The 19,803-nt window shown below is 66.7% G+C and carries 22 protein-coding genes and 1 tRNA gene; 11 read left to right on the top strand and 12 right to left on the bottom strand.

From position 1 onward, the window contains the following. Window positions 1-10: 10 nt before the first annotated feature. Complete coding sequence (locus NO978_RS05510; protein WP_257298532.1) at window positions 11-253, bottom strand: hypothetical protein; 243 nt, start codon at window positions 251-253, stop codon at window positions 11-13. A 363-nt stretch (window positions 254-616) separates the two neighbouring features. On the opposite strand from NO978_RS05510, the gene NO978_RS05505 reads away from it, so the two are divergent. Beyond that, the gene (locus tag NO978_RS05505) at window positions 617-3,742 is read left to right on the top strand and encodes an adenosylcobalamin-dependent ribonucleoside-diphosphate reductase (protein WP_257298530.1); all 3,126 of its coding nucleotides are present in this window, start codon (window positions 617-619) and stop codon (window positions 3,740-3,742) included. Between the two features lie 84 nt (window positions 3,743-3,826). Continuing rightward, on the top strand, window positions 3,827-3,919 hold the full coding sequence (locus NO978_RS05500; RefSeq protein ID WP_303647217.1) for an HVO_2523 family zinc finger protein: 93 nt from the start codon (window positions 3,827-3,829) through the stop codon (window positions 3,917-3,919). A gap of 3 nt (window positions 3,920-3,922) precedes the next feature. On the opposite strand, the gene NO978_RS05495 is transcribed toward NO978_RS05500, so the two are convergent. Then, window positions 3,923-4,597, bottom strand: a complete 675-nt coding sequence (locus NO978_RS05495) for a TVP38/TMEM64 family protein (RefSeq protein WP_257298529.1) — start codon at window positions 4,595-4,597, stop codon at window positions 3,923-3,925. 292 nt (window positions 4,598-4,889) lie between these two features. Further along, on the bottom strand, window positions 4,890-5,885 hold the full coding sequence (locus NO978_RS05490) for a phosphate uptake regulator PhoU (protein ID WP_257298528.1): 996 nt from the start codon (window positions 5,883-5,885) through the stop codon (window positions 4,890-4,892). Window positions 5,886-6,217: 332 nt separating this feature from the next. Between NO978_RS05490 and NO978_RS05485 the strand changes: the two genes are divergently transcribed. The 5 genes from NO978_RS05485 to phoU are packed head-to-tail and all read left to right on the top strand — an operon-like array spanning window position 6,218 to window position 11,497. Then, window positions 6,218-7,219 carry a PstS family phosphate ABC transporter substrate-binding protein gene (locus NO978_RS05485; RefSeq protein ID WP_257298527.1) on the top strand — a complete coding sequence of 334 codons (1,002 nt, stop codon included), beginning with the start codon at window positions 6,218-6,220 and terminating at the stop codon, window positions 7,217-7,219. Between the two features lie 57 nt (window positions 7,220-7,276). After that, window positions 7,277-8,236, top strand: a complete 960-nt coding sequence (pstC, locus tag NO978_RS05480; protein ID WP_257298526.1) for a phosphate ABC transporter permease subunit PstC — start codon at window positions 7,277-7,279, stop codon at window positions 8,234-8,236. Window position 8,237: 1 nt separating this feature from the next. Further along, a complete protein-coding gene (gene pstA, locus NO978_RS05475) occupies window positions 8,238-9,896 on the top strand; it encodes a phosphate ABC transporter permease PstA (RefSeq protein WP_257298525.1) in 1,659 nt (552 codons plus the stop codon). Between the two features lie 3 nt (window positions 9,897-9,899). Further along, entirely contained in the window at window positions 9,900-10,784 is an 885-nt protein-coding gene (pstB, locus tag NO978_RS05470) for a phosphate ABC transporter ATP-binding protein PstB (protein ID WP_257298524.1), read from the top strand. Between the two features lie 41 nt (window positions 10,785-10,825). Next, window positions 10,826-11,497, top strand: a complete 672-nt coding sequence (phoU, locus tag NO978_RS05465) for a phosphate signaling complex protein PhoU (protein ID WP_257298523.1) — start codon at window positions 10,826-10,828, stop codon at window positions 11,495-11,497. A 1-nt stretch (window position 11,498) separates the two neighbouring features. On the opposite strand, the gene NO978_RS05460 is transcribed toward phoU, so the two are convergent. Further along, window positions 11,499-12,035 carry a hypothetical protein gene (locus NO978_RS05460; RefSeq protein ID WP_257298522.1) on the bottom strand — a complete coding sequence of 179 codons (537 nt, stop codon included), beginning with the start codon at window positions 12,033-12,035 and terminating at the stop codon, window positions 11,499-11,501. A 172-nt stretch (window positions 12,036-12,207) separates the two neighbouring features. On the opposite strand from NO978_RS05460, the gene NO978_RS05455 reads away from it, so the two are divergent. Further along, window positions 12,208-13,008 carry a hypothetical protein gene (locus NO978_RS05455; protein ID WP_257298521.1) on the top strand — a complete coding sequence of 267 codons (801 nt, stop codon included), beginning with the start codon at window positions 12,208-12,210 and terminating at the stop codon, window positions 13,006-13,008. A 238-nt stretch (window positions 13,009-13,246) separates the two neighbouring features. On the opposite strand, the gene NO978_RS05450 is transcribed toward NO978_RS05455, so the two are convergent. Further along, window positions 13,247-13,403, bottom strand: a tRNA-Met gene (locus NO978_RS05450). A gap of 133 nt (window positions 13,404-13,536) precedes the next feature. Between NO978_RS05450 and NO978_RS05445 the strand changes: the two genes are divergently transcribed. Further along, window positions 13,537-15,000, top strand: a complete 1,464-nt coding sequence (locus NO978_RS05445; protein ID WP_257298520.1) for a hypothetical protein — start codon at window positions 13,537-13,539, stop codon at window positions 14,998-15,000. Window positions 15,001-15,005: 5 nt separating this feature from the next. Here the strand turns inward: NO978_RS05445 and NO978_RS05440 are convergent, their stop codons facing one another. Continuing rightward, entirely contained in the window at window positions 15,006-15,365 is a 360-nt protein-coding gene (locus NO978_RS05440; protein WP_257298519.1) for a DUF5830 family protein, read from the bottom strand. A gap of 168 nt (window positions 15,366-15,533) precedes the next feature. Further along, the gene (locus NO978_RS05435) at window positions 15,534-15,908 is read right to left on the bottom strand and encodes a 30S ribosomal protein S8e (protein ID WP_257298517.1); all 375 of its coding nucleotides are present in this window, start codon (window positions 15,906-15,908) and stop codon (window positions 15,534-15,536) included. Between the two features lie 92 nt (window positions 15,909-16,000). Between NO978_RS05435 and NO978_RS05430 the strand changes: the two genes are divergently transcribed. Together NO978_RS05430 and NO978_RS05425 are read left to right on the top strand one after the other, a co-directional pair. Continuing rightward, window positions 16,001-16,453 (top strand): DUF2240 family protein, encoded by a 453-nt coding sequence (locus NO978_RS05430; RefSeq protein WP_257298516.1) that lies wholly within the window; start codon window positions 16,001-16,003, stop codon window positions 16,451-16,453. Window position 16,454: 1 nt separating this feature from the next. Continuing rightward, window positions 16,455-16,859: a hypothetical protein gene (locus NO978_RS05425; RefSeq protein WP_257298515.1), complete on the top strand. Its 405-nt coding sequence runs from the start codon at window positions 16,455-16,457 to the stop codon at window positions 16,857-16,859. Between the two features lies 1 nt (window position 16,860). On the opposite strand, the gene NO978_RS05420 is transcribed toward NO978_RS05425, so the two are convergent. From NO978_RS05420 to NO978_RS05400, 5 genes are all read right to left on the bottom strand, one after another. After that, window positions 16,861-16,998, bottom strand: coding sequence for a hypothetical protein (locus tag NO978_RS05420; RefSeq protein WP_257298514.1), 138 nt, complete (start codon window positions 16,996-16,998; stop codon window positions 16,861-16,863). Then, complete coding sequence (gene speB, locus NO978_RS05415; RefSeq protein ID WP_257298513.1) at window positions 16,995-17,798, bottom strand: agmatinase; 804 nt, start codon at window positions 17,796-17,798, stop codon at window positions 16,995-16,997. The genes NO978_RS05420 and speB overlap by 4 nt, the downstream gene beginning before the upstream one ends. A 5-nt stretch (window positions 17,799-17,803) precedes the next feature. Next, window positions 17,804-18,181 carry a translation initiation factor IF-5A gene (locus NO978_RS05410; RefSeq protein ID WP_257298512.1) on the bottom strand — a complete coding sequence of 126 codons (378 nt, stop codon included), beginning with the start codon at window positions 18,179-18,181 and terminating at the stop codon, window positions 17,804-17,806. Between the two features lie 128 nt (window positions 18,182-18,309). Then, complete coding sequence (locus NO978_RS05405) at window positions 18,310-19,377, bottom strand: aminotransferase class I/II-fold pyridoxal phosphate-dependent enzyme (protein WP_257298511.1); 1,068 nt, start codon at window positions 19,375-19,377, stop codon at window positions 18,310-18,312. A 58-nt stretch (window positions 19,378-19,435) separates the two neighbouring features. Then, on the bottom strand, window positions 19,436-19,687 hold the full coding sequence (locus NO978_RS05400) for a hypothetical protein (protein WP_257298510.1): 252 nt from the start codon (window positions 19,685-19,687) through the stop codon (window positions 19,436-19,438). Between the last annotated feature and the right edge of the window lie 116 nt (window positions 19,688-19,803).

The raw sequence follows: 19,803 nt of genomic DNA, 5'->3' as shown, positions 1-19,803 counted from the left end.
AGCGCCCCGTTCAGAACCCGAAGAGCGCCGGGACGGCCATCGCCATCGGCAGCCCCAGCGGGTTGATGCCGGCGAGCGCGAGCGCGTAGAGCACGATGAGCGCCGCGATGGCGATGACGATTATCTTCACCGCGATGCTGTAGGCCAGCCGGATGACCTTGAAGATGACCACGAGCGCGACGACCAGCAGCACGGCCGCGCCGACGAGCTCAACCGTCGTTTGCAACGGGAGCAGGGACAAGGCGTCTACCATACCCGGGCCGACACTCCGTGGCGGCATAAGGATGCGGGCGAAACTAGTTGGGCTGCGACCAGTACCCCCTCGTCGTTTCGCCGTGATTTCACTTTCACTCCGGTTTCCGTGGGGTTATAGATGCGCACATCGTACTTCTCCGCGTAGCCACAGACAGCCGTGGCTCGGGGAATCGCAGCATCTTGGCACAGTGGCAACGCTGCGAATACAACCGAGATTGCAGTAACACAAACGAACCGTAACCTGTCCATTTATGACGGGTGCAACAGTAACGAAACTTCGTCTACGAACGATGCAAACGACATCACACTCGACACACGGAAACGTCCGGCAGCCGGTCGCTGCCGGTGGGGAGGGGCACGAATGAGTCGGTCGGATCTGTCCGCCGACGAACTCGAGCTACCGGTCAAGCGCACCGAGGGTGACACCCTCGAGGAGCGCCTGACCGCCAACGCGTACCACAACATCCTGCCGGCACGCTACCTCCGGAAGGACGCCGACGGCGAGCTCATCGAGCAACAGGAGGACCTCTTCGAGCGCGTCGGCAAGAACATCGCACTGGCCGAGGCCGTCTACGAGGCCGAGAAACAGGACGAGACCATCACGGTGACGCCCGACCAGCTCAAACCGGACCACCCGCGACGGGACGAGCTGGCCGCGGAGGTCTTCGGGACGGGGGTCACCGCCGAGGCTGACGCGGAGACCGAACTCACCGTCTACAACGTCAACAAGTTCGCCTACGACACCATCGTCCCGGAGCTGCCCGAGGACGTCCGCACGCACGTCGAGGACGTGTCCGAGGAGTTCCAGGAGATGATGTCGAAGCTGGACTTCATGCCGAACTCGCCGACGCTCATGAACGCGGGCGACGAGCTCCAGCAGCTCTCCGCCTGTTTCGTCGACTCGCCCGACGACGACATCGACGACATCCACCAGACCGCCAAGGAGGCGGCCCAGGTGTTCCAGTCCGGTGGCGGCATGGGCTACGCCTTCTGGCGGCTCCGCCCCTACGGTGACGCGGTCGGTTCGACCGGCGGTATCGCCTCCGGCCCGATCACCTTCATGCGAACGTTCGACCAGATGTGCGAGACCATCGCGCAGGGTGGGGCGCGACGCGGCGCACAGATGGGGGTCATGCGCGTCTCCCATCCCGACGTCATCCAGTTCATCCACGCGAAGAACAAGGACGTCTCGCTCGCCCAGAGCCTCCGCCTGAACGACCCCGACGACTACACGCACACCTCCTTCGCCGACGCACTGGAGGAGGCCCGCGAGCTCATCGACGACGAGGGCCGGGTGCCGAAGCACCTGCGCAACGCCGTCGAGGGGCATCTGTCGAACTTCAACATCTCCGTCGGCATCACCGACGACTTCATGGACGCCCTCGAGAACGGCGAGGAGTTCACCTTCACCAACCCGCGCACCGAGGAGCCCCACGTCGCGACGCCGGAGACGAAGGAGCTCTACGAGATGTTCGGCCTCGGCGAGTACGTCGAGGTCGGCGAGGTCCTGTCGATGCCCGCCGAGGTCGTCTGGGAGGACATCGTCGAGGGCGCCCACGAGAACGGCGAGCCCGGCGTCATCTACCTCGAGCGCGTGAACAAGATGCACTCGTTCGACGTCGAGGAGCATCCGGACCACCGCATCCTCGCGACGAACCCCTGCGGCGAGCAGCCCCTCGAGGAGTACGAGGCCTGCAACCTCGGCCACATCAACCTCTCGACGCTGGCCGACCTCGACGCGCCCGACTGGCGCGTCTGGTCCGACCGCCACGCCGACGAGTACGAGGACATGGAGGCGGCCATCGACGCCTTCCTGGAGGAGGCAATCGACGTCGAGGAGTTCGACCGACGCATCGAGATGGGGACGCGCTTCCTCGAGAACGTCGTCACCATGTCGGACTTCCCGGTCGAGAAGATCGAGCAGAAGGTCCGCGAGATGCGCAAGATCGGCCTGGGCGTCATGGGACTCGCACAGCTCTACGTCCAGCTCGGCATCGAGTACGGCTCCGACCCCGGCAACGAGGTCGCCCGCCAGCTCATGCGCCACATCAACCACGGCTCGAAGTGGGCCTCCCACGAGCTCGCCGAGGAGCGTGGCTCCTTCGCGGACTGGGACGACTCGAAGTACGCGAACCCGACCGAGTACGCCGACTGGTTCGAGCACCACACCGGCCTCGACGCCGAGGAGTGGGACGACGGCTTCCCCATCCGGAACCACAACACGACGACCATCGCGCCGACCGGCACCACCTCGATGGTGGGGAACACGACCGGTGGCTGTGAGCCCATCTACAACGTCGCCTACTACAAGAACGTCTCCGACGACGTGCAGGGCGACGAGATGCTCGTCGAGTTCGACGACTACTTCCTCCGCACCCTGGAGGCCAACGACATCGACGTCGACGCCGTCATGGCCGAGGCCGAGGAGCAGATGGGCAACAACGAGTTCGACGGCGTCGAGGGCCTCGACGCGGTGCCGAACGCCATCACGGAGCTGTTCGTCACCACGCAGGACCTCACCGGCAAGGAGCACGCCGCCGTCCAGTGCGCCTGCCAGGAAGGCGTCGACTCCGCCATCTCGAAGACCTGTAACTTCCCGAACGACGCCTCCATGGAGGACATGGACGAGGTGTACCGCTACATCTACCGCAACGGCGGCAAGGGCGTCACCGTCTACCGGGACGGCACCCGTTCGAAGCAGGTCCTCACCACGCGCGCCGACAACGCGGACTTCGCCGACGAGGACGAGGCCGCCGAGCAGCTCGTCGCCCAGATCGAGGAGATCTTCGGCGGCATCGAGGGCTTCCTCGACAACGACGACGTGCAGGCCGCACTCGACCGCGAGGTCGCGGGACTGCTCGAAGCTGCCGACGAGGGCATCGCCTACGCCGACAAGCGCCCGCGGCCGGACGTGCTCCACGGCGTGACCCAGCGCATCGACACCGGCTACGGCAAGCTCTACGTCAACATCAACGAGGACGAGCAGGGCCGGCCGTTCGAGCTGTTCGCCAACATCGGCAACTCCGGTGGCTTCACCGCCTCCTTCACCGAGGCGCTGGCGAAGACCATCTCGACCGCGCTCCGCTCGGGCGTCGACCCCGGGGAGATCGCCAACGAGCTCGAGGGCATCCGCAGCCCGAAGGTCGCCTGGGACAAGGGCGAGCAGATCCAGTCCATCCCTGACGCCATCGGCACCGCGATGCGGCGCTACCTCGACGGCGACATCGAGAAGGCCCACTACCCACAGCAGGCGACGCTCGACGAGACTGCCGCCGAGGAGGCCGAGCGCACGGCCGCGGCCGCCGAGTCCCGCGAGACCGACGGCAGCGGCGGTGCGGTCGCCGAGCAGAACAGCGGCGCTGACGACGACACGCAGTCGCTCATCGACGCCGGGGAGAGCCCCGAGTGTCCCGACTGCGGGTCGATGACGCTGTACTACTCCGAGGGCTGCAAGACGTGCGAGTCCTGCGGCTGGTCGGAGTGCTAGACGCCGGACGACAGTTTTAGCATCCGGTCACACCAACGTTCGGGCGTGACGGCCGACGACGCCCGTTCCGACCGGACCTGCCCGATGTGCGAGGAACGGCTGTTCAAGCGCCACTGCAAGTACGTCTGTCCGCAGCACGGCGTCGTCGTCGACTGCTCGGACCCCTTCACCTTCTAGCCACTACTCCGAGGACTGCGCGTAGCTCCGGTACGCCGGCCCAGCCAGCAGCGCTATCGCCGCGGCGACCGTCACGACCCCGAGCGGCAGCCCCACCGAGCCCAGCCCGCCCGTCGACAGCTCCTTCGCCGAACTCCCGACGAGGACCGCCGCGATGGTCCACGGGAGCTCGCCCAGCAGCGTCCCCACGACGAACGCGGACGTCGATACGCCGCTGACCGCCGCCGTACAGGAGACGATATCCGCCGGGATTGGCACGAGCCTGGCGGCCGTCACCCCGCGCACGTCTCCGGCCGCACCGAAGTAGGCCTCGACCCGGCCCCGGAGTCGGCCGCCCGACTCGTCCGGCGTGTCGGTCGGCGCCAGCGTCCCCCCGTCGAACCAGCGCGTCGCGTAGAACGGGATGAGCGACGTGCCGACCACGAGCGAGAGCGCGACCGGCACCCCGAGGGTGACGCCGTAGCCGTAGCCCACGACGGCCGCGAGCAGCGTCGCCGGCCACGCGAGGAACGGCCGAACCGTGTAGAGCCCCACCAGCACGGCGGCGAAGGCGAACGGGTCGTTCGCGACCGCTGAGACGTACCCCATCGCCGCAGCCGGCGATGTGGCGACGCTCGCGACCACGGCGCAGGCGACGACCGCACCCGCGAGCGCCCGCCGGCCGAACTCGACTCGCATCGTCTCTCCGTCGACCTTCCACGGCCTACCCTGTTTCGGTCATATCTGTCGATAGGTTGGGTCGAGAGTGTTCTCCGGCACTCCGTGCTCGAACTGGGAACTCGAACAGCCAGACAACCAGAGGCTCTCAGCTATCCGGCCCTCGCTGTGCTCGGCACGCACGCCAGCGTGAGAGCTTCGCTCTCACTGGCCATCGGAATCGCGGTGCGATCCCGAGACAGCCGCGCGCCACGTGGGAACGTCAGGATTCGCCGCAGAAGCAGTGAGTCGGGGACCGAAGGCCAATGCGCTCTCAGGGACGCGGCGCGGCCTTCTGGAGCGCGGTCTCGGCGATGTTGCCGGCGTAGTCGGCGGAGCGAGAGAGCGAGTCGACGACGAGCCCGATGGACTGGGCGGAGTGCGGCTCGCGCTCGCGGAGCAGTTCGTCGATGGTCCGGGTGTGCTCGTCGATGTCGAGGATGCTCTCGCGGGCGGTGTTGGCGAGCCGCGTCGCCTCGTCACTCTCCTCCGCGAACAGCGCGTCCATGGCGTGCTCGAGCACTTCGGCGGAGTCCTCGTGGAGCTCGAGGAGGGCCTCGCCGAGCTCCTCGTCGATCTCCTCCATGTTGAGCGCGTGGGACGCGATCTTCGCGGCGTGGTCGCCGATGCGTTCCAGCTGCCGGGCGCTGGAGTGGTAGTCGAAACATGTCTCGCGCGGGAGCCCGAGCTCCTCGGCGGCGTGAGGTGAGCGCAGGGTGGCACGGAAGATGCGAGAGACGACGAACCAGAGGCGGTCCACGTCGTCGTCGCGCTCGCGTACGTCGCGGGCCATGTCGTCGTCGTTCTCGACGAGGGCGACGACCGCGTCGTGGAGCATCGACTCGGCGATGAGGCGCATCCGGGTGACGGCGTTGTGGATGCTCAGCTCCGAGGAGTCGAGGAGGTCCTGGATGACCACCTTGTCGCCGGTCTCCTCGAGCACCTCGACGCCGACGAGGCTCTGGGTAGCCTGGCGGATGGCACGTCGCTGGTCGGTCGTGATGCGGTTGGCCTCCAGCGAGATGATGTCGAAGCCGGAGACGTACATTGTCATGACGGCACGCGTGAGTCGGTCGCCGTCGAGGTCGGACACGTCGAGGTGACCCTTGGTTCGCTGGATCTCGCTCTGGGGCGTCAGCAGCAGCGAGTCGTCCTCGGGGTAGAACTCGACCGTCGTGCCGGCCGAGACGCCGTTGTCCGTCGCCCACGACTTCGGTAGCGAGACAGTGAACGTGGAACCGCCCGTGACCTGGACCTTGCGGGTCTCCATGTGTGGTCGTCTGGTTGGGTGCAAAATAAATCTGCCTGTTCCTATATATCTCGACTCACTAAGCGGGACTGGGCCCCAGTGCTATGCGAACCCGATACGCTGGTACTGCGGACCCCTTCGTCTGGACAGGCCAACAGCGTACCCAGTCATCACAGCAGCCAGATACGCCCTGGTGCTGCGGTATGGGCTATCCTCACCCCCTGCATTCAACGCCAATCTCTGTGATTACGCCGGCTCTCACCCGCCGAATTATACACTACTCTATTGCACTACGTACCTCTATATATTTATCATAGCAGGGTATTTATTCGGATATCGCCCTCTCACCGGTAATGGCAGAGGACGGAATCAATCGACGGGAGTTCGTGGCAGCCGCGGGGAGCACGCTCGGTGCACTCGGCCTCGCCGGCTGTGTCGAGAACGACCGTGTCCGCGCGGGTGGAGGCGGCGGACTCTCCGGCAGCATCGATATCGCCGGGTCTTCGACCGTCTTCCCGCTCGCGACGACGATGTCCGAGCGGTTCAAGATACTCCACGACGGCGTCGATTTTAACCTTCAGTCCACCGGGTCCGGGGGCGGTTTCGCGAACCACTTCTGCCCGGGCCGAACCGACTTCAACAACGCCTCGCGTCCCATCAAGTCCGAGGAGCAGGACGCCTGCGCGTCGAACGATGTCGAGCCGGTCGAACTGACCGTCGCGACGGACGCGCTGACAATCATCGTCAACAACGACGCCGACTGGATCGACTCCGTGACCGTCGACGAGCTCGCGAGCATGTGGTCCGGCGAGGAGCAACCACAGACCTGGGCCGACGTGAACGACGACTGGCCGGACGAACCCATCGAACTGTACGGCCCCTCGGACGCCTCCGGCACGTACGACTACTTCGTCGAGGCCATCCTCCACGGCGGCGAGAACGAGCTGAGCCACCGGCAGGACTACTCTGCGACCGAACAGGACCGCACCATCATTCAGGGCGTCGTGGGCTCCGAGTTCGCAATCGGCTACATGGGCTACGCGTACTACAGCGAAAACACCGACCGCGTGAAGGCCCTCGCCGTCGACAACGGCGATGGGCCGGTCGAACCGTCGCTGGAGAACGCCAAATCCGGCGAATACAGCCCGCTCTCGCGGCCGCTGTTCACGTACCCGGCGAAGTCGTCGCTCGCGAATGAACAGGTCGCGTCGTTCGCGCGTTTCTGGCTCGCGAACGCGACGAACCGGAAGATAGTCGCCGATGAGGTCGGCTACGTCCCGCTCGACGCCGAACAGCAGGCCGAACAGCTGGCGAGGCTGGAGGCGGCAATCTGGGAGGCGAACACGGATAACTGACCACCGAGCGGCGAACGAATCGCGCGATCACAATCCACCGAAAACGAACAACACTCAATGAGCACTGACGACCTCACAGAAGACCTCACACGGAACACGGCCAACGCGCCTCCGGAGCTCCTGACACGCTCCTTCTTCTTCCTCTGTGCCGTCCTCTCCATCTTCACGACGCTCGCGATCATCGCGCTGCTCGTGACGGAGGCGGCGAAGTTCTTCAGCGTCACCGCGCCGCTGATGGGCATCGAGGGGGAGACCGCGTCGGTCGTCGAGTTCCTCACCGGTACAGAGTGGATAATCGGCGAAGGCAAGTTCGGCGTCCTCGCGCTCGTCACCTCGACCGTCATGGTGACGCTCGGGTCCGCCATCATCGCCCTGCCGCTCGGCGTCGCGACGGCCATCTACCTCAGCGAGTACGCCGACCCGCAGGTGCGGTCGCTGCTGAAGCCCGCACTCGAGATCCTCGCGGGCGTTCCGACCGTCGTCTACGGCTTCTTCGCACTCATCTACATCACGCCCGCACTGCGGACCGTCTTCCCGAGCATCGGCACGTTCAACCTGCTCTCGGCGAGCATCGTCGTCGGTATCATGATCATCCCGATGGTCGCGTCCATCAGCGAGGACGCCATGTCGGCGGTGCCGGACGACCTCCGGCAGGCTGGCTACGGGATGGGGGCGACGAAGTTCGAGGTGTCGACCGGCATCGTCGTGCCGGCGGCGCTCTCGGGCATCCTCTCGTCCTTTATCCTCGCCCTCTCGCGGGCCATCGGCGAGACGATGGCAGTCACCGTCGCCGCGGGTGCGCAAGCGAAGTTCCACAACCCGTTCAACCCCGCGGCGTACCTCGACGGTGGCTCGCCCATGACCGCGACGATGGTCAACCTGCTCACGGGAGACATCACCGGCGGCGGGCTCGCCTACCGCAGCCTGTTCGCCATCGGGCTCACGCTCTTCGTCATCACCTTCGCAATGAACGTCATCAGTGAATTGGTCGCACAGCGGTACAGGGAGGAGTACTGAGATGGCGACGGAAGACCGCAGAAGCTACGCAGACGGATTCGGACAGGTCAGCCGGACCGTCGGGATCATCTTCCGGTACCTGCTGCTCGCCGCGACGCTGTTCGGCATCGCCGTACTGGCGATCCTGCTGGTGTACGTCGCCAACGACGCCATCCAGCCGCTCACCGCCGACGCGGGCTGGCACCTGACTTTCTTCCTGACGCTCGTGCTCCCATCGCTCGCGACTGGGGGCTACCTCGCCTGGTCCAACGTCGACGGGCTCAAACTCGGCGCGATGACACTCGGGCTGTTCGTCGTCGGCCTGCTGTTCAGTGGCGGGGTCGCCATCATCTTCCTGGAGGTGCTCCCGCCGCTGGTCTGGTTCGCGTACGTGATCGCGTTCGCCGTCCCGGTCGCGGTGACGGTCGGACTCCAGCAACGGAGCCGACAGATCCCGTTCGTCTCCCGGTTCGCCCTCGCAACGCTCGCGTTCTACCTCTCGCTGTTCGGGTTCCCGGGCATCGTCGGGAGCTACGCCGAACTCCCCCAGCTCATCCCGAGCGTCGCCACCCTCATCCTGTTCGCGCCGATCGTCCCGCTCGACTGGATACAGCTCACGCTGACGGTCGGCGTGTTCGCCGCGACACCCGTCGCACTCTACGCGTCCGCTATCAGTGACCGTCGGACCGGGCTGATCGCGGGTGCTGCTGCGCTTGCCACGGTCGCCGCATCGGCGGTCGTCGGGCCGGCCGTCGTCGGTGTCGGGCCCATCCCCTCGGTCGTCCTGGCGTCCGTCGCAGTCCTCCCGACAGCGGCGTACGTCTGTGGCACGGCGGTCACCCGCGAGCAGGCACGCATCGGCCTCGTCCTCCCGGTGGTGATCGTGGCCGGTGCCCTGGCGGGCGAGGTGCTCGTCGACACGCTCGGCTACGCGGGCCCGCAGTCGTGGGTCGACTGGCAGTTCCTCACCAGCGATCACAGCGGGACCGCGGCGAACGCGGGACTTTACCCCGCCATCGCGGGCTCCATCCTCCTGATGTTGACCGTCGCCGCGCTCTCGTTCCCCATCGGGGTCGGTGCGGCGCTGTACCTGGAGGAGTACGCACCGGACAACCGCTACACCCGGTTCATCGACGTGAACATCTCGAACCTGGCCGGTGTCCCCTCGGTCGTCTACGGCCTGCTCGGACTCGGCCTGTTCGTGACCCGCCTCGGTCAGTCCACGGGGACTATCCTCGTCGGCGGCGCGACGCTGGCGCTGCTCATCCTCCCCATCGTCATCATCTCGTCGCGGGAGGCCATCCGGTCGGTGCCCAGCGAGATGCGACAGGCGTCCTACGGCATGGGCGCGACGCGCTGGCAGACGATGAAGAACGTCGTGCTGCCGCGAGCGTTCCCCGGCATCCTGACCGGGACCATCCTCGCGCTCGGCCGTGCCATCGGGGAGACCGCGCCACTCATCATGATCGGTGCGCCGAACGTCCTCTACTCGTTCCCGTCCGAACTCTCCTCGAAGGTGAGCGCGATGCCGCTGCAGGTGTACAGCTGGGCGAGCTACTTCGCGACGAACGACTTCTACGAGAAGGCCGTGCCGGCCGGTGTCGTCGTCCTCGTCACCGTCCTGCTGGCGATGAACTCCATCGCCATCGTCTTGCGCAACAGGTATCAGCGAGAAACGTAACCAATGAGCCAAGAGAACATGAGTAACGACAACGTGGAATCGCCGACCGAGGACCCGACGGACGACGACATGCTCCTCGAGACCGACGTGACGTCCGGGCTCGAAGAGGGCACTCAGGGCTCGCGGACGACACACGAGCGGACCATCGTCGAGGCCAAGGACGTCAACGTCTGGTACAACCAGGACCAGGCACTCCGTGACATCACGATGCAGGTGCCCGAGAACAAGGTCACCGCGATGATCGGTCCGTCGGGCTGTGGCAAGTCGACGTTCCTCCGCTGCATCAACCGGATGAACGACATGATCGACGCCGCCCGCGTCGAGGGCGAGCTCTACCTCGGCGAGAAGAACGTCTACGACGACGACGTCGACCCGGTAGCGCTGCGCCGGCGCGTCGGCATGGTGTTCCAGAAGCCGAACCCCTTCCCGAAGAGCATCTACGACAACGTCGCCTACGGGCTGAACATCCAGGACATCGGCGGCGACCACGACGCCATCGTCGAGGAGTCGCTGAAGCGCGCCGCACTCTGGGACGAGGTCAAGGACCAGCTCGACGAGTCCGGCCTCGACCTCTCCGGCGGCCAGCAGCAGCGGCTCTGCATCGCACGCGCCATCGCGCCCGACCCGGAGGTCATCCTGATGGACGAGCCCGCGAGCGCGCTGGACCCCGTCGCCACCTCGAAGATCGAGGACCTCATCGACGAGCTCGCGGAGGACTACACCGTCATCATCGTCACGCACAACATGCAGCAGGCGGCGCGTATCTCGGACAAGACCGCGGTGTTCCTCACCGGCGGCGAGCTCGTCGAGTTCGGCGACACGAAGAAGATATTCGAGAACCCCGACAACGAACGCGTCGAGGACTACATCACCGGCAAGTTCGGATGAGCAACGGAACGCACATCAACACCAGCACTTTCTGATTCACAATGGCCAGACAGAACTACCAGGAGAAACTGGATAGTCTCGAATCGGACGTCCTCTACATGAGCGAGGTCGTCGTCGACCGACTACGGACCGCGCTCACTGCCCTCGAGAACAAGGACGACGACGCCGCGTGGGAGGTCATCGACGGCGACAGCGAGATCAACTCGCTCTACCTCGACATCGAGCAGCAGTGCGTCGACCTGCTCGCCCTGCAACAGCCTGTCGCCGGCGACCTCCGCTTCATCGCCGCGTCGTTCAAGATCATCACCGACCTCGAACGCATCGGCGACCTCGCGACGAACCTCGGGGAGTACACGCTCGACGCGCGCCACGACGTCTACCCCGAGGTCGACGTGCAGTCGATCGGCGACAAGACTGTATCGATGGTCGAGGAGGCGATGGAAGCCTACGCCGCACAGGACACCGACGCCTGCTTCGAGATCAACGAGAGCGACGACGAGCTCGACGCGATGTGCGAGCACGCGAGCCAGTCCGTCGTCCGCGAGCTCATCGAGAACGAGATCGACGACGGCACCGATGTCGAGACGGTGCTCGAAGAGGTATCGCGGCTGCTGCTCACCGTCCGTGACCTCGAACGTATCGGCGACCACGCGGTCAACATCGCCGCACGCACCCTCTACATGGTCGAGAACGACGACGAACTCATCTACTGATTCACCGGCTCACGTCGCTGGTCCACACCTCGCCGTCCGTCGGCGGCGAGACGCCCGGAACCTCCGCCAGCCGCGGTGCCACCATCTCCCACCACTGTTCGGCGTCGTCGTAGCCCGCGTTCTGTGTGGGGAACACGTGCTCGATGAACTCCGATTCCACGACCGGTCCGTCCTCGACGACGAACTCGAACGCCGCGCGGACGGCGTCACGTCGCCAGTCCCGCATCATCTCGCTCGTGCCCGGAACCGACAGCTCTGCGAGCGTCCGCTCGGCTCGCTCCTCGAGGTCGGCCTCGGCGTCGGCCGGTCGGTACCACGCCGTCACGGTGCCGTGCTCACAGTCCAGTTCGCGCCGGGCGAGCGCGTCCCGGTCGCAGAGGGCCCGACACGTCTCGTCGACGCGCTCGTTCGCGGCGTTCAGCTCCGCGGCGAGCGAGCGCGTCGTCTCCGGCGCGTGCCCGTCGAACGCCGCCAGCACACGGTCGGGTGTGAGCTGGACCGACGTCCCGCCGGTGGTCCCGCGTTCGTTCTGGCTCATACAGTCCGCAACGTAACCGAACCATATTATTTTTTCCCACGTGAGAACGGCAAGAAATGGGGTGTTTCAGCGAAATAGCCTAAGTTTTAGATAGGGGGCTGTCGTGATTTACCCCGATGACGGACCTGACATGCGGTCGTGGATGGCGCACCACGCTGACGGGTGATAAGCTGTGAGTTCGTTGACAATCGAGGTGGACGACCCCGAAGACGCCTACGAGAACCTCCGGGCGATGCTCGAAGCAGCGCCGATCGAGTTCTCGCAGATAACCTCGGTCAGGCTCGAACTGGAGTACGAGTCGGCGGCCGACGACGCCGGACCGACGGCAGCCGACGACGCCAGCGAACCGACAGAGCAGCCGGCGGCCGGCTTCACCGACCCCACGATGATCCCGTCGTCCGAGGACGACGCCCCCGCACCGCCCATCGACGACGCCGAGACGTCCGAAGAGTCGACGCCGGAGGCGGCCGTCGATGGCGCGGACGAGATCTCCTTCCGAGAACCCGACGACGACGGGGACGACGACCAGCGCTCGGTGTTCGGCGACCCCGACGACTCCGATGGGACCGACTCCGTTTTCTCGACCCCGGACGACGCCGTCAGCTTCGGTGACCCCGGCGCGGACACCAGCCAGCAAAGCGACCCGGAGACCACGGAGGGCGGTCGCCCGCTGGGTTCCACGGTCGACCGCAGCACCGCGGGTCCCGGTACCGTGGACTCCGGGAACGGGAACGCCGCGACCAGCGCTTCCGAGGGCCAGCAGGGTACGGTGAACCTCTCACCCCAGACGTACAACAAGGTCGTTCGCCTGCTCCAGAACCGCGACTTCCCCATCGAGCGCAGCGAGATAGAGGACGTCGCCGTCGGTGCCTACGACATCGACGTCGAGGAGTGCAGTGCGGTCATCGACACCGCTATCGAGAAGGCGCTCGTCGCACAGGACGGCTCGCAGCTCGTCGACCCGACGGCGTAGTCGCCCCTCGCTGTTCGCGTCGCCTCACGCCGAGGACAAGGGGGGACCGTTCTGGAGTGTCGTCGTAAAGCGGAAGTGGCCGGAGCGGGCTCCGAACTTCCGATTCACTCCTCACTCCGTTCGTCGTGCATCGACCTCTCGCTCACTGCGTTCGCGGGATCCGCAAGCGGGTTCTGCCGCCAGCACCCGGCAATCTACGGTGTCGCCACTCGCCTGTCGGCTCGTGACGACTTGAGAATGGCCGGGGCGGGCTCCGAACCCGCGATCTCCGCATGACCCAGGTTCGAGGCTCGGCGGGCCCCGAGGTCACGCGTAAGCCTTCCAAGGCTGTGGTACCGCACCGAATCTCTGAAACCCTATGAGTGCGGCGCTATGTCCAGCTAAGCCACCCGGCCTCACTCTCCCGTTACCGGGTAGATGACTTAAGCCTTCTCAACTATTGCCCGGGCTGTCCTGCGGTCGCATGCCTCTCGGCGTGCGGTTAGGCAGCCCCACGGATTTATACCGCGGGGTGGTAAACCAGTGGGCATGGACGTTCCGGGCATCGTAGAATCGGCGCTGGAGGGCGAAGAGATCGCTGCCGAGGTCTCGCTCGGCGGCGAGAACGTCCTCTACGTGACGCCCAGCCGAACACTCATCTACCAGTCCGAGGGGTTCCTCAGCGACGAATCGGTCGAGGAGTACCCCCACAACGCACAGCGGGTTACCGTCAAGGAGGGTCGCCGCAAGACCCGTCTCAGCCTCGAGTACTCCCTGGACGGAACTGAGGAGTTCACGGTCCCCTCGAACGCGACCGACGACGTCCTCCACCCCGTGCTGGCTGGCGTGTTGAACGCCAGCGGGGTCACCGACCCCGACGAGACCGTCACACGGACGTTCCGTCTCGACGAGTTGACCCTCGTCATCACCTCCGAGCGGCTCGTCAAGCACGTCGGGAGCGCCGTCTGGGACGAGGACTACGAGGAGTACCACTTCGCGGACGTGACCGGCCTCGACTTCGAGGACGGCAGCGTCGCCACGCAGCTCGTGCTGACGGTCGACGGCCGGCCGGAGCGGATGAAGGTCTCGAACGAGCGCGCCGCCGAGGTGAAGGAGTACCTCCAGCGCTCGCTGTTCTCGTACTACGGCGTGAACTCGCTGGACGCGCTGAACGAGGCCGTCGCCCCAGAGGAGGCCGACGAGGGCGACGAGGCAGCGGCCGTCGACTTCGGAGAGGGCGTCGACCCGCTCGACGCCGGGAACACGGTCCAGCCGGACGAGGGCGAGGAGCCGGTCGACCCGGGTCCGCCGGCCGAACAGCCCGTCGAGACCCAGCGCGCAGGCGCGGAGTCGGCGGCGGGAGACGACCCCGGTCAGTCACCGGCCCGACAGTCGCATTCGGGCCAGCCACAGGCCGAGCAACCGCCGACCGAGCAGCCGCCGGCCGAACAGCAAACGCAAGCGCGGGCGGACCAACCCGCTGTCGACGGGACACGGACCGAACAGCCGCCCGCCGAGCAACCCGGACAGGGGCAGTCGACACAGCAGTCCCAGCCGGCAGAGCGGACCGACCCGTCCGCCGAGGAGCAGCCCGAACAGCAGAACGACGGCGTCGACCCGATGCGCGAAGCCGTCGAGCAGACATCCAAGGCGGAGCTCAGCTCGATGGTCGAGGAGGCAGGCAGCGACGCACAGGATGCGGCCGGGGGTGCGGAGTCGACGCAGCAACCCCAGCAGTCACGGCAGCCGGAGTCGACCCCGACCGGCGGAGCGGCGGGCGTCGACGAACCGGCCGACGAGGACCCGAACGCCGGCGAGAGCGACGAGGAGGAAATCCTCTCCGACTCGAAGTTCGCCGAAGCTGGCTTCCAGCCCGCGACGGCCGCCAGCGACGAGGAGCTGCTCGAACGCATCGAGACGCTCGAGTCGAAGGTCGAGCACCAGAACGAGCTGCTCCAGCGCCAGCACGACCTCCTCCAGCAGCTCGTCGACGAACTCAGCCGCAGTCAGTAGCTCCCTCACTCCCGGCCGGTGACCTTCCGCACGCACTCCGGACCGAACGGTCCGAGCTCGCCGGACTCCATCTGGACGAAGTGTCCGGTCGAAATCGACGCCCCACAGCGCCGGCACTCGTACTCGCCTTCGCGGCGCACCACGTCCGCGGTCTGGCTGACGAAGCCGCCACTCCCCGTCGTCTGTACCACGCCGTCCTCGCGCTCGATGACCCCACGCATCACCGCCGTGTCGAGTATCTCCCGGACAATGGCGGGGTCCCGCGTCACCGTTTCGATGCGGTCCATCGCCTCGGCGAGGGCGAGTTCGTCGTCCTCGAGCTTCGAGAGGAGTTCCACGCCGAGTTCGACCCGCTCGTCTGCCATCGTTCCGACGTGGTAGCGTGACGTGATTAAGCCTTGCGAGCGTGCCGCCCGCAGGTGGTGTCGGCGGTGCGTGGCCGCGCCGGTACCGTGCGGGAGAGCGACGAACACCGGCTCGGACACACCGGGCGCTACGTGGGTCAGTCGAGAGAGACCGCAAGAGAGAGTCGGTTACTCGTCGACGACGACGGCGTTGACCTGTCCGGTCTGGCCGGGGCGGGAGGTGACGCGGGCGGTGCCGGCGTCGGTCTCGATGAGCGCGCCCTTCGTGATGATGTTCCGGCGCACGTAGTTCGGGTTGGCGTCGTTCTCGACGACGTCCTCGATTGTGGCCTCGACGGTCTCGCCGCCCTGGTTCACGTTGGCGACGTTGGTCGCGAGGGCACGGGTCTTCTCGTTGTTGCCGCGCGCGTCGACGGTTCGGAAGCGCGGTCCGCCGACCTGGGTCTCCGTGGGGAGACGGCCGAGCTGGTGCTTCTTTCGGTTCCGAATCGGGCGCAGTCGCCCACCGGTGCGCTTGCGAGTGGAGCGTCCCTGGTCTTGCATACCCGGGAAGAGTCCCAGGAGCTACTTGAATCGCTCGACTTGGCACGGGCGGAATCGCAGGGTTTAGGCCGTCCTCGGCCGACCGGCGAGACATGAGTCTTCGCGTCGCCGTGGCCGCGCCGTTCCGCCAGCGCGGCAAGGACGAACTCGCCGAGAACGAGTTCGTGGTCGCCCTCTCGCTCGACCGTGACTGGTTCTCGCCGGACCAGGCGAAGCGACTGGTCGACGTGGCGACGGGCGAGGGGCTGCTGGAGCGCGACGACGACGGACTGCGGCCGACGTTCGACCCGGGGCAGGTGACCGTGCCGGAGGGGTTCGTCCCGGACGAGGACGTCCTGCGCTCGCGCTCGGCGTTCGAGCAGGTGCTCGACGACCTCGTCGCGGACGGCCACGAGAAACACGAGGCGGTCGGCGAGATCAACCAGCTGCAGGGCGAGCTGGCGGTGACCATCGAGGCCGCCGCGGTCGTCTACGCGCGGCGGAACGGGCTCGACGTGAGCGCGGTTCGTGAGAAGGCCGTCTCGGAACTGACGGGGGCGGAGTAGCGTGGTCGAGGACCGCGTGACGGACGGCGTCCGCATCGCCCAGCTGCTCTCCTCGGAGCTCGACGGCCGCGAGGACGGGACGTTCGGTCGGTTCGCCGTGGTCGACGCCGACCCGGACGTGGCACCGACGGTCGACGGCGCACGCGCCTACCGGGTGCGCTGTGACGACGAGCCGGTTGCCGAGGTGTTCGTCCAGCCCGACCGCGCCCGGGTCGAACTCCGGAGCGGCCTCGACGCCGCCGTCGAGACGGCCGAGAAGCTGGCGACGGCGGCCGACGGGACCGTCGACCTGCGGGTCCGCCCGAAGGCGGTCGAACCGCCCCGCGTCGTGCTGTTCGTCGAGTCCGGCGCGGCGGTGAAACGCGCAGCGGACGTACTCGCCGCGGCGGTCGACGCCGAATCCTGAGTCAGACTCCCTCGGCGTGCTCGTCCAGCGTTGTGGAGCCTTCCTCGAAGTACTGCTCCAGCCGCAGCGCGGTCGTCATCAGCACGGCTCCGAGGACGTTCATCGCGAGTACGTCGCGACGGCGAAGGCGGCGGCTCACGCCGCGTCCGCGAACACGAACTCCCGCAGGAGTTTCCCGCCCAGGGAGGCCGCCTGCCCCGCGTCGCGGTCGTTCACCTCGACGACGTCGAAGCCGACCACGTCGCCGGTCCCACCGACGGCCCGGACAACGTCCCGCATCTCTCGTGGCGCGAGCCCAAACGGCTCCATCGTGCCGGTTCCCGGTGCGAAGCCGGGGTCGGCACCGTCGATGTCCACGGACAGGTACACGTCGCGGTCGCCGAAGTCGGGCTCCCAGTCCGCGACCGCGTCGGGTGCCACGACGCTCACGTCGGCCTCGGCGGCGCGGTTCCACTCGGCCTCGTTGCCCGTCCGGGCACCGAGAATCACGGCCTCGTCGGCCACGTCGAGGACGTGCCTGGTGACGGTCGCGTGGCTCAGCTCGTTGCCGTCGTACTCGGCGCGGAGGTCGAGGTGTGCGTCGAGACAGACGAACGTGTCGGGGTCGGTCGCGCGGACGTTCGCCAGCGTGACGGTGTGCTCGCCGCCGAGGACCAGTGGGACCGCGTCGTCCCACACCACGTCCGTACAGACGCCCTCGAGGTAGTCGAGGTACTCCGCGGCGTCGTCCCAGGCACGCACGTCGCCGTGGTCGGCGACGCCGAGGTCGGAGAAGTGGCTCCCCGTCCGGTTGTCGTAGTCGTCGAAGGTCTCGGCAAAGCGCCGGATGCGGTCCGGTCCGAACCGGGTGCCGGGCTGGAAGGTCGTCGAGATGTCGAGCGGAGCCCCGACGACCACGTAGTCTGCGTCGTCGCGGTCGGCGATGGCTCCGGGAAACATCGGCCTCAGACGATCTTGCGCTGGTCCTCGAGCTCGAGGTACTCGATCTCGTCGTCGGGTTCGAGTTCCAGGTCCGACGGGATGGACATCGAGAACGTCTCGAATGTGTCGAGGTCCATGACCTGTGCGACGGTCTCGGACTCGACGGAGACGACCTGTCCGCCCTTTCGCTCGATGATGGGGACCCAGCACTTCGCGTCGACAGGCTGGGACATGGAACGCTTCTTGCCGTCGAAGACACCGACGGCCTCGACGCGAGCCTTCGCGCTGCCGTGTTTGCCCGGCTTCGCAGTCGAATAGCCGTTGATCTTGCAGGCAACGTCGTCGATCATCACGTAGCTTCCCTCCTGAAGGTCTCGGACTTGCTTCTGCGTTTTAGCCATGTCCCCGGATTCTGGCCGCGACTGTATAAACCGTTTGGAACGGCGTCAACGAGGTGGTCTGTGGGCGTACAGACACGGCCCGCGTCAGACTGTTTCGACCCGTCTGGCAGGCATCGCGGATGCGTCGGTCACGCCGCCTCGATGACCCGTGAGACGCGGTCGAGGCCCGCCTCAAGCTCGTCGGTGGGGAGGCCGAAGCCGAGCCGCCAGTAGCCGGGGAAGCCGAACAGGTCGCCGGGTGCGAGGACGACGCTCTCGTCCTCGACGACCCGGACGCAGAACTCGCGGGCATCCTCGAAGCCGTCGGGGACCGTGACGAAGCCGTTGACGCCGACGGGGTCGTGCCAGTCAAGCCCGTGCTCGTGGACGAACTCGCGGACGATGCCCCGGTTCCTCGCGGCCAGCTCGCGGTTCTCCGCGAGTATCTCGTCCTCCTGCTCGCCGAGTGCCTGCCGGGCGACGTGCTGTCCGAAGATCGGGGGCGAGATGGTCGTGTAGTCCTTCCAGCGCACCGCGTCCTGCACCACGTCCTCGGGGCCGGCTATCCAGCCGAAGCGCAGGCCCGCGAGCCCGTACGCCTTCGTCAGGCTCGTCGTGGAGATGCCGTAGTCGCCCATGCTCGCCACGGGCGGAAGGGGTTCGTCGTCGAGCAGCCGGTACACCTCGTCACAGAGCAGGTAGGCGTCGTGGGCCGCCGCGAGGTCGTACAGCTCGCCGACGACCGCCTCGTCGTGGTACCGCCCCGTCGGGTTGTTCGGGTTGTTCAGCACGACCAGCTTCGTCTCCGGGCGCATCGCGTCGGCGACGGCGTCCACGTCCAGCGTCCACGCCGGCTCCTGCAGGTCGACCGTCGTCACGTCGCAGATGGATTCGGGCACCGCCTGCAGCGCCTGGTACGTGGGCGTCACGACGACGACGTGGTCGTCGGCGTCGAGCAGCGAGAGGAACACGAGCAGGTTCGCCTCCTGTGTCCCGCAGGTGAAACAGACCTCGTCGGGGCCGCGGTCGTACCGCTCGCCGACCTCGGCGCGGAACTCGGGGTCGCCGTCGGTCGGGATGACGTAGTTCAACTCGCCGGGGTCCGTGTCGAACCGCGAGGAGTCGAGCGGGCGGATGCCCGACTCCGCGAGCATGATGTCCGCTTCGTGTTCGTACTCACCGAACCACCGCTCCAGTCCGAACTCGGCGATGTCCATACCGGACCTGTGTGCGGCGACGAGAAACGTGTACCGGCACCGGTAGTTCCCGAGACGGTCAGACGGACGACGAACGTCTGCTCCCGGTGCGCAGTCCGATACTGTAGGCCAGAACGACGAGTAGTTCGACCGCGAGCGGTTCGACGACGGCACCGAGCACCAGCACGAGCCCAATCCCCAACACGAACACGGCTGCGCCAGCGAGTACCGGGGAGCGAGAGCCGTACGTCTTCGCTTCGGAGTAGACGAACGTCGAGACGAGCAGCTGAACGACCGGGAGGACGAGCGCACCGAGACCGAAGGCGGGCATAGATTACAGTCCCTGCTGGCAGCATAAATACGACGTGGGACTCCAGCTGCCGGTCGTCGGCTACTGTCACCTCACCGCGTCCGGTAGGTTGACACGCACGAGGCCGTAGACCCGAC

The sequence above is a fragment of the Haloarchaeobius sp. FL176 genome, from assembly GCF_024609245.1.
Lineage (GTDB): Archaea > Halobacteriota > Halobacteria > Halobacteriales > Natrialbaceae > Haloarchaeobius.
The sequence above is the reverse complement of the archived record's forward strand: the minus strand, read 5'-3'. Positions and strand labels throughout refer to the sequence as shown.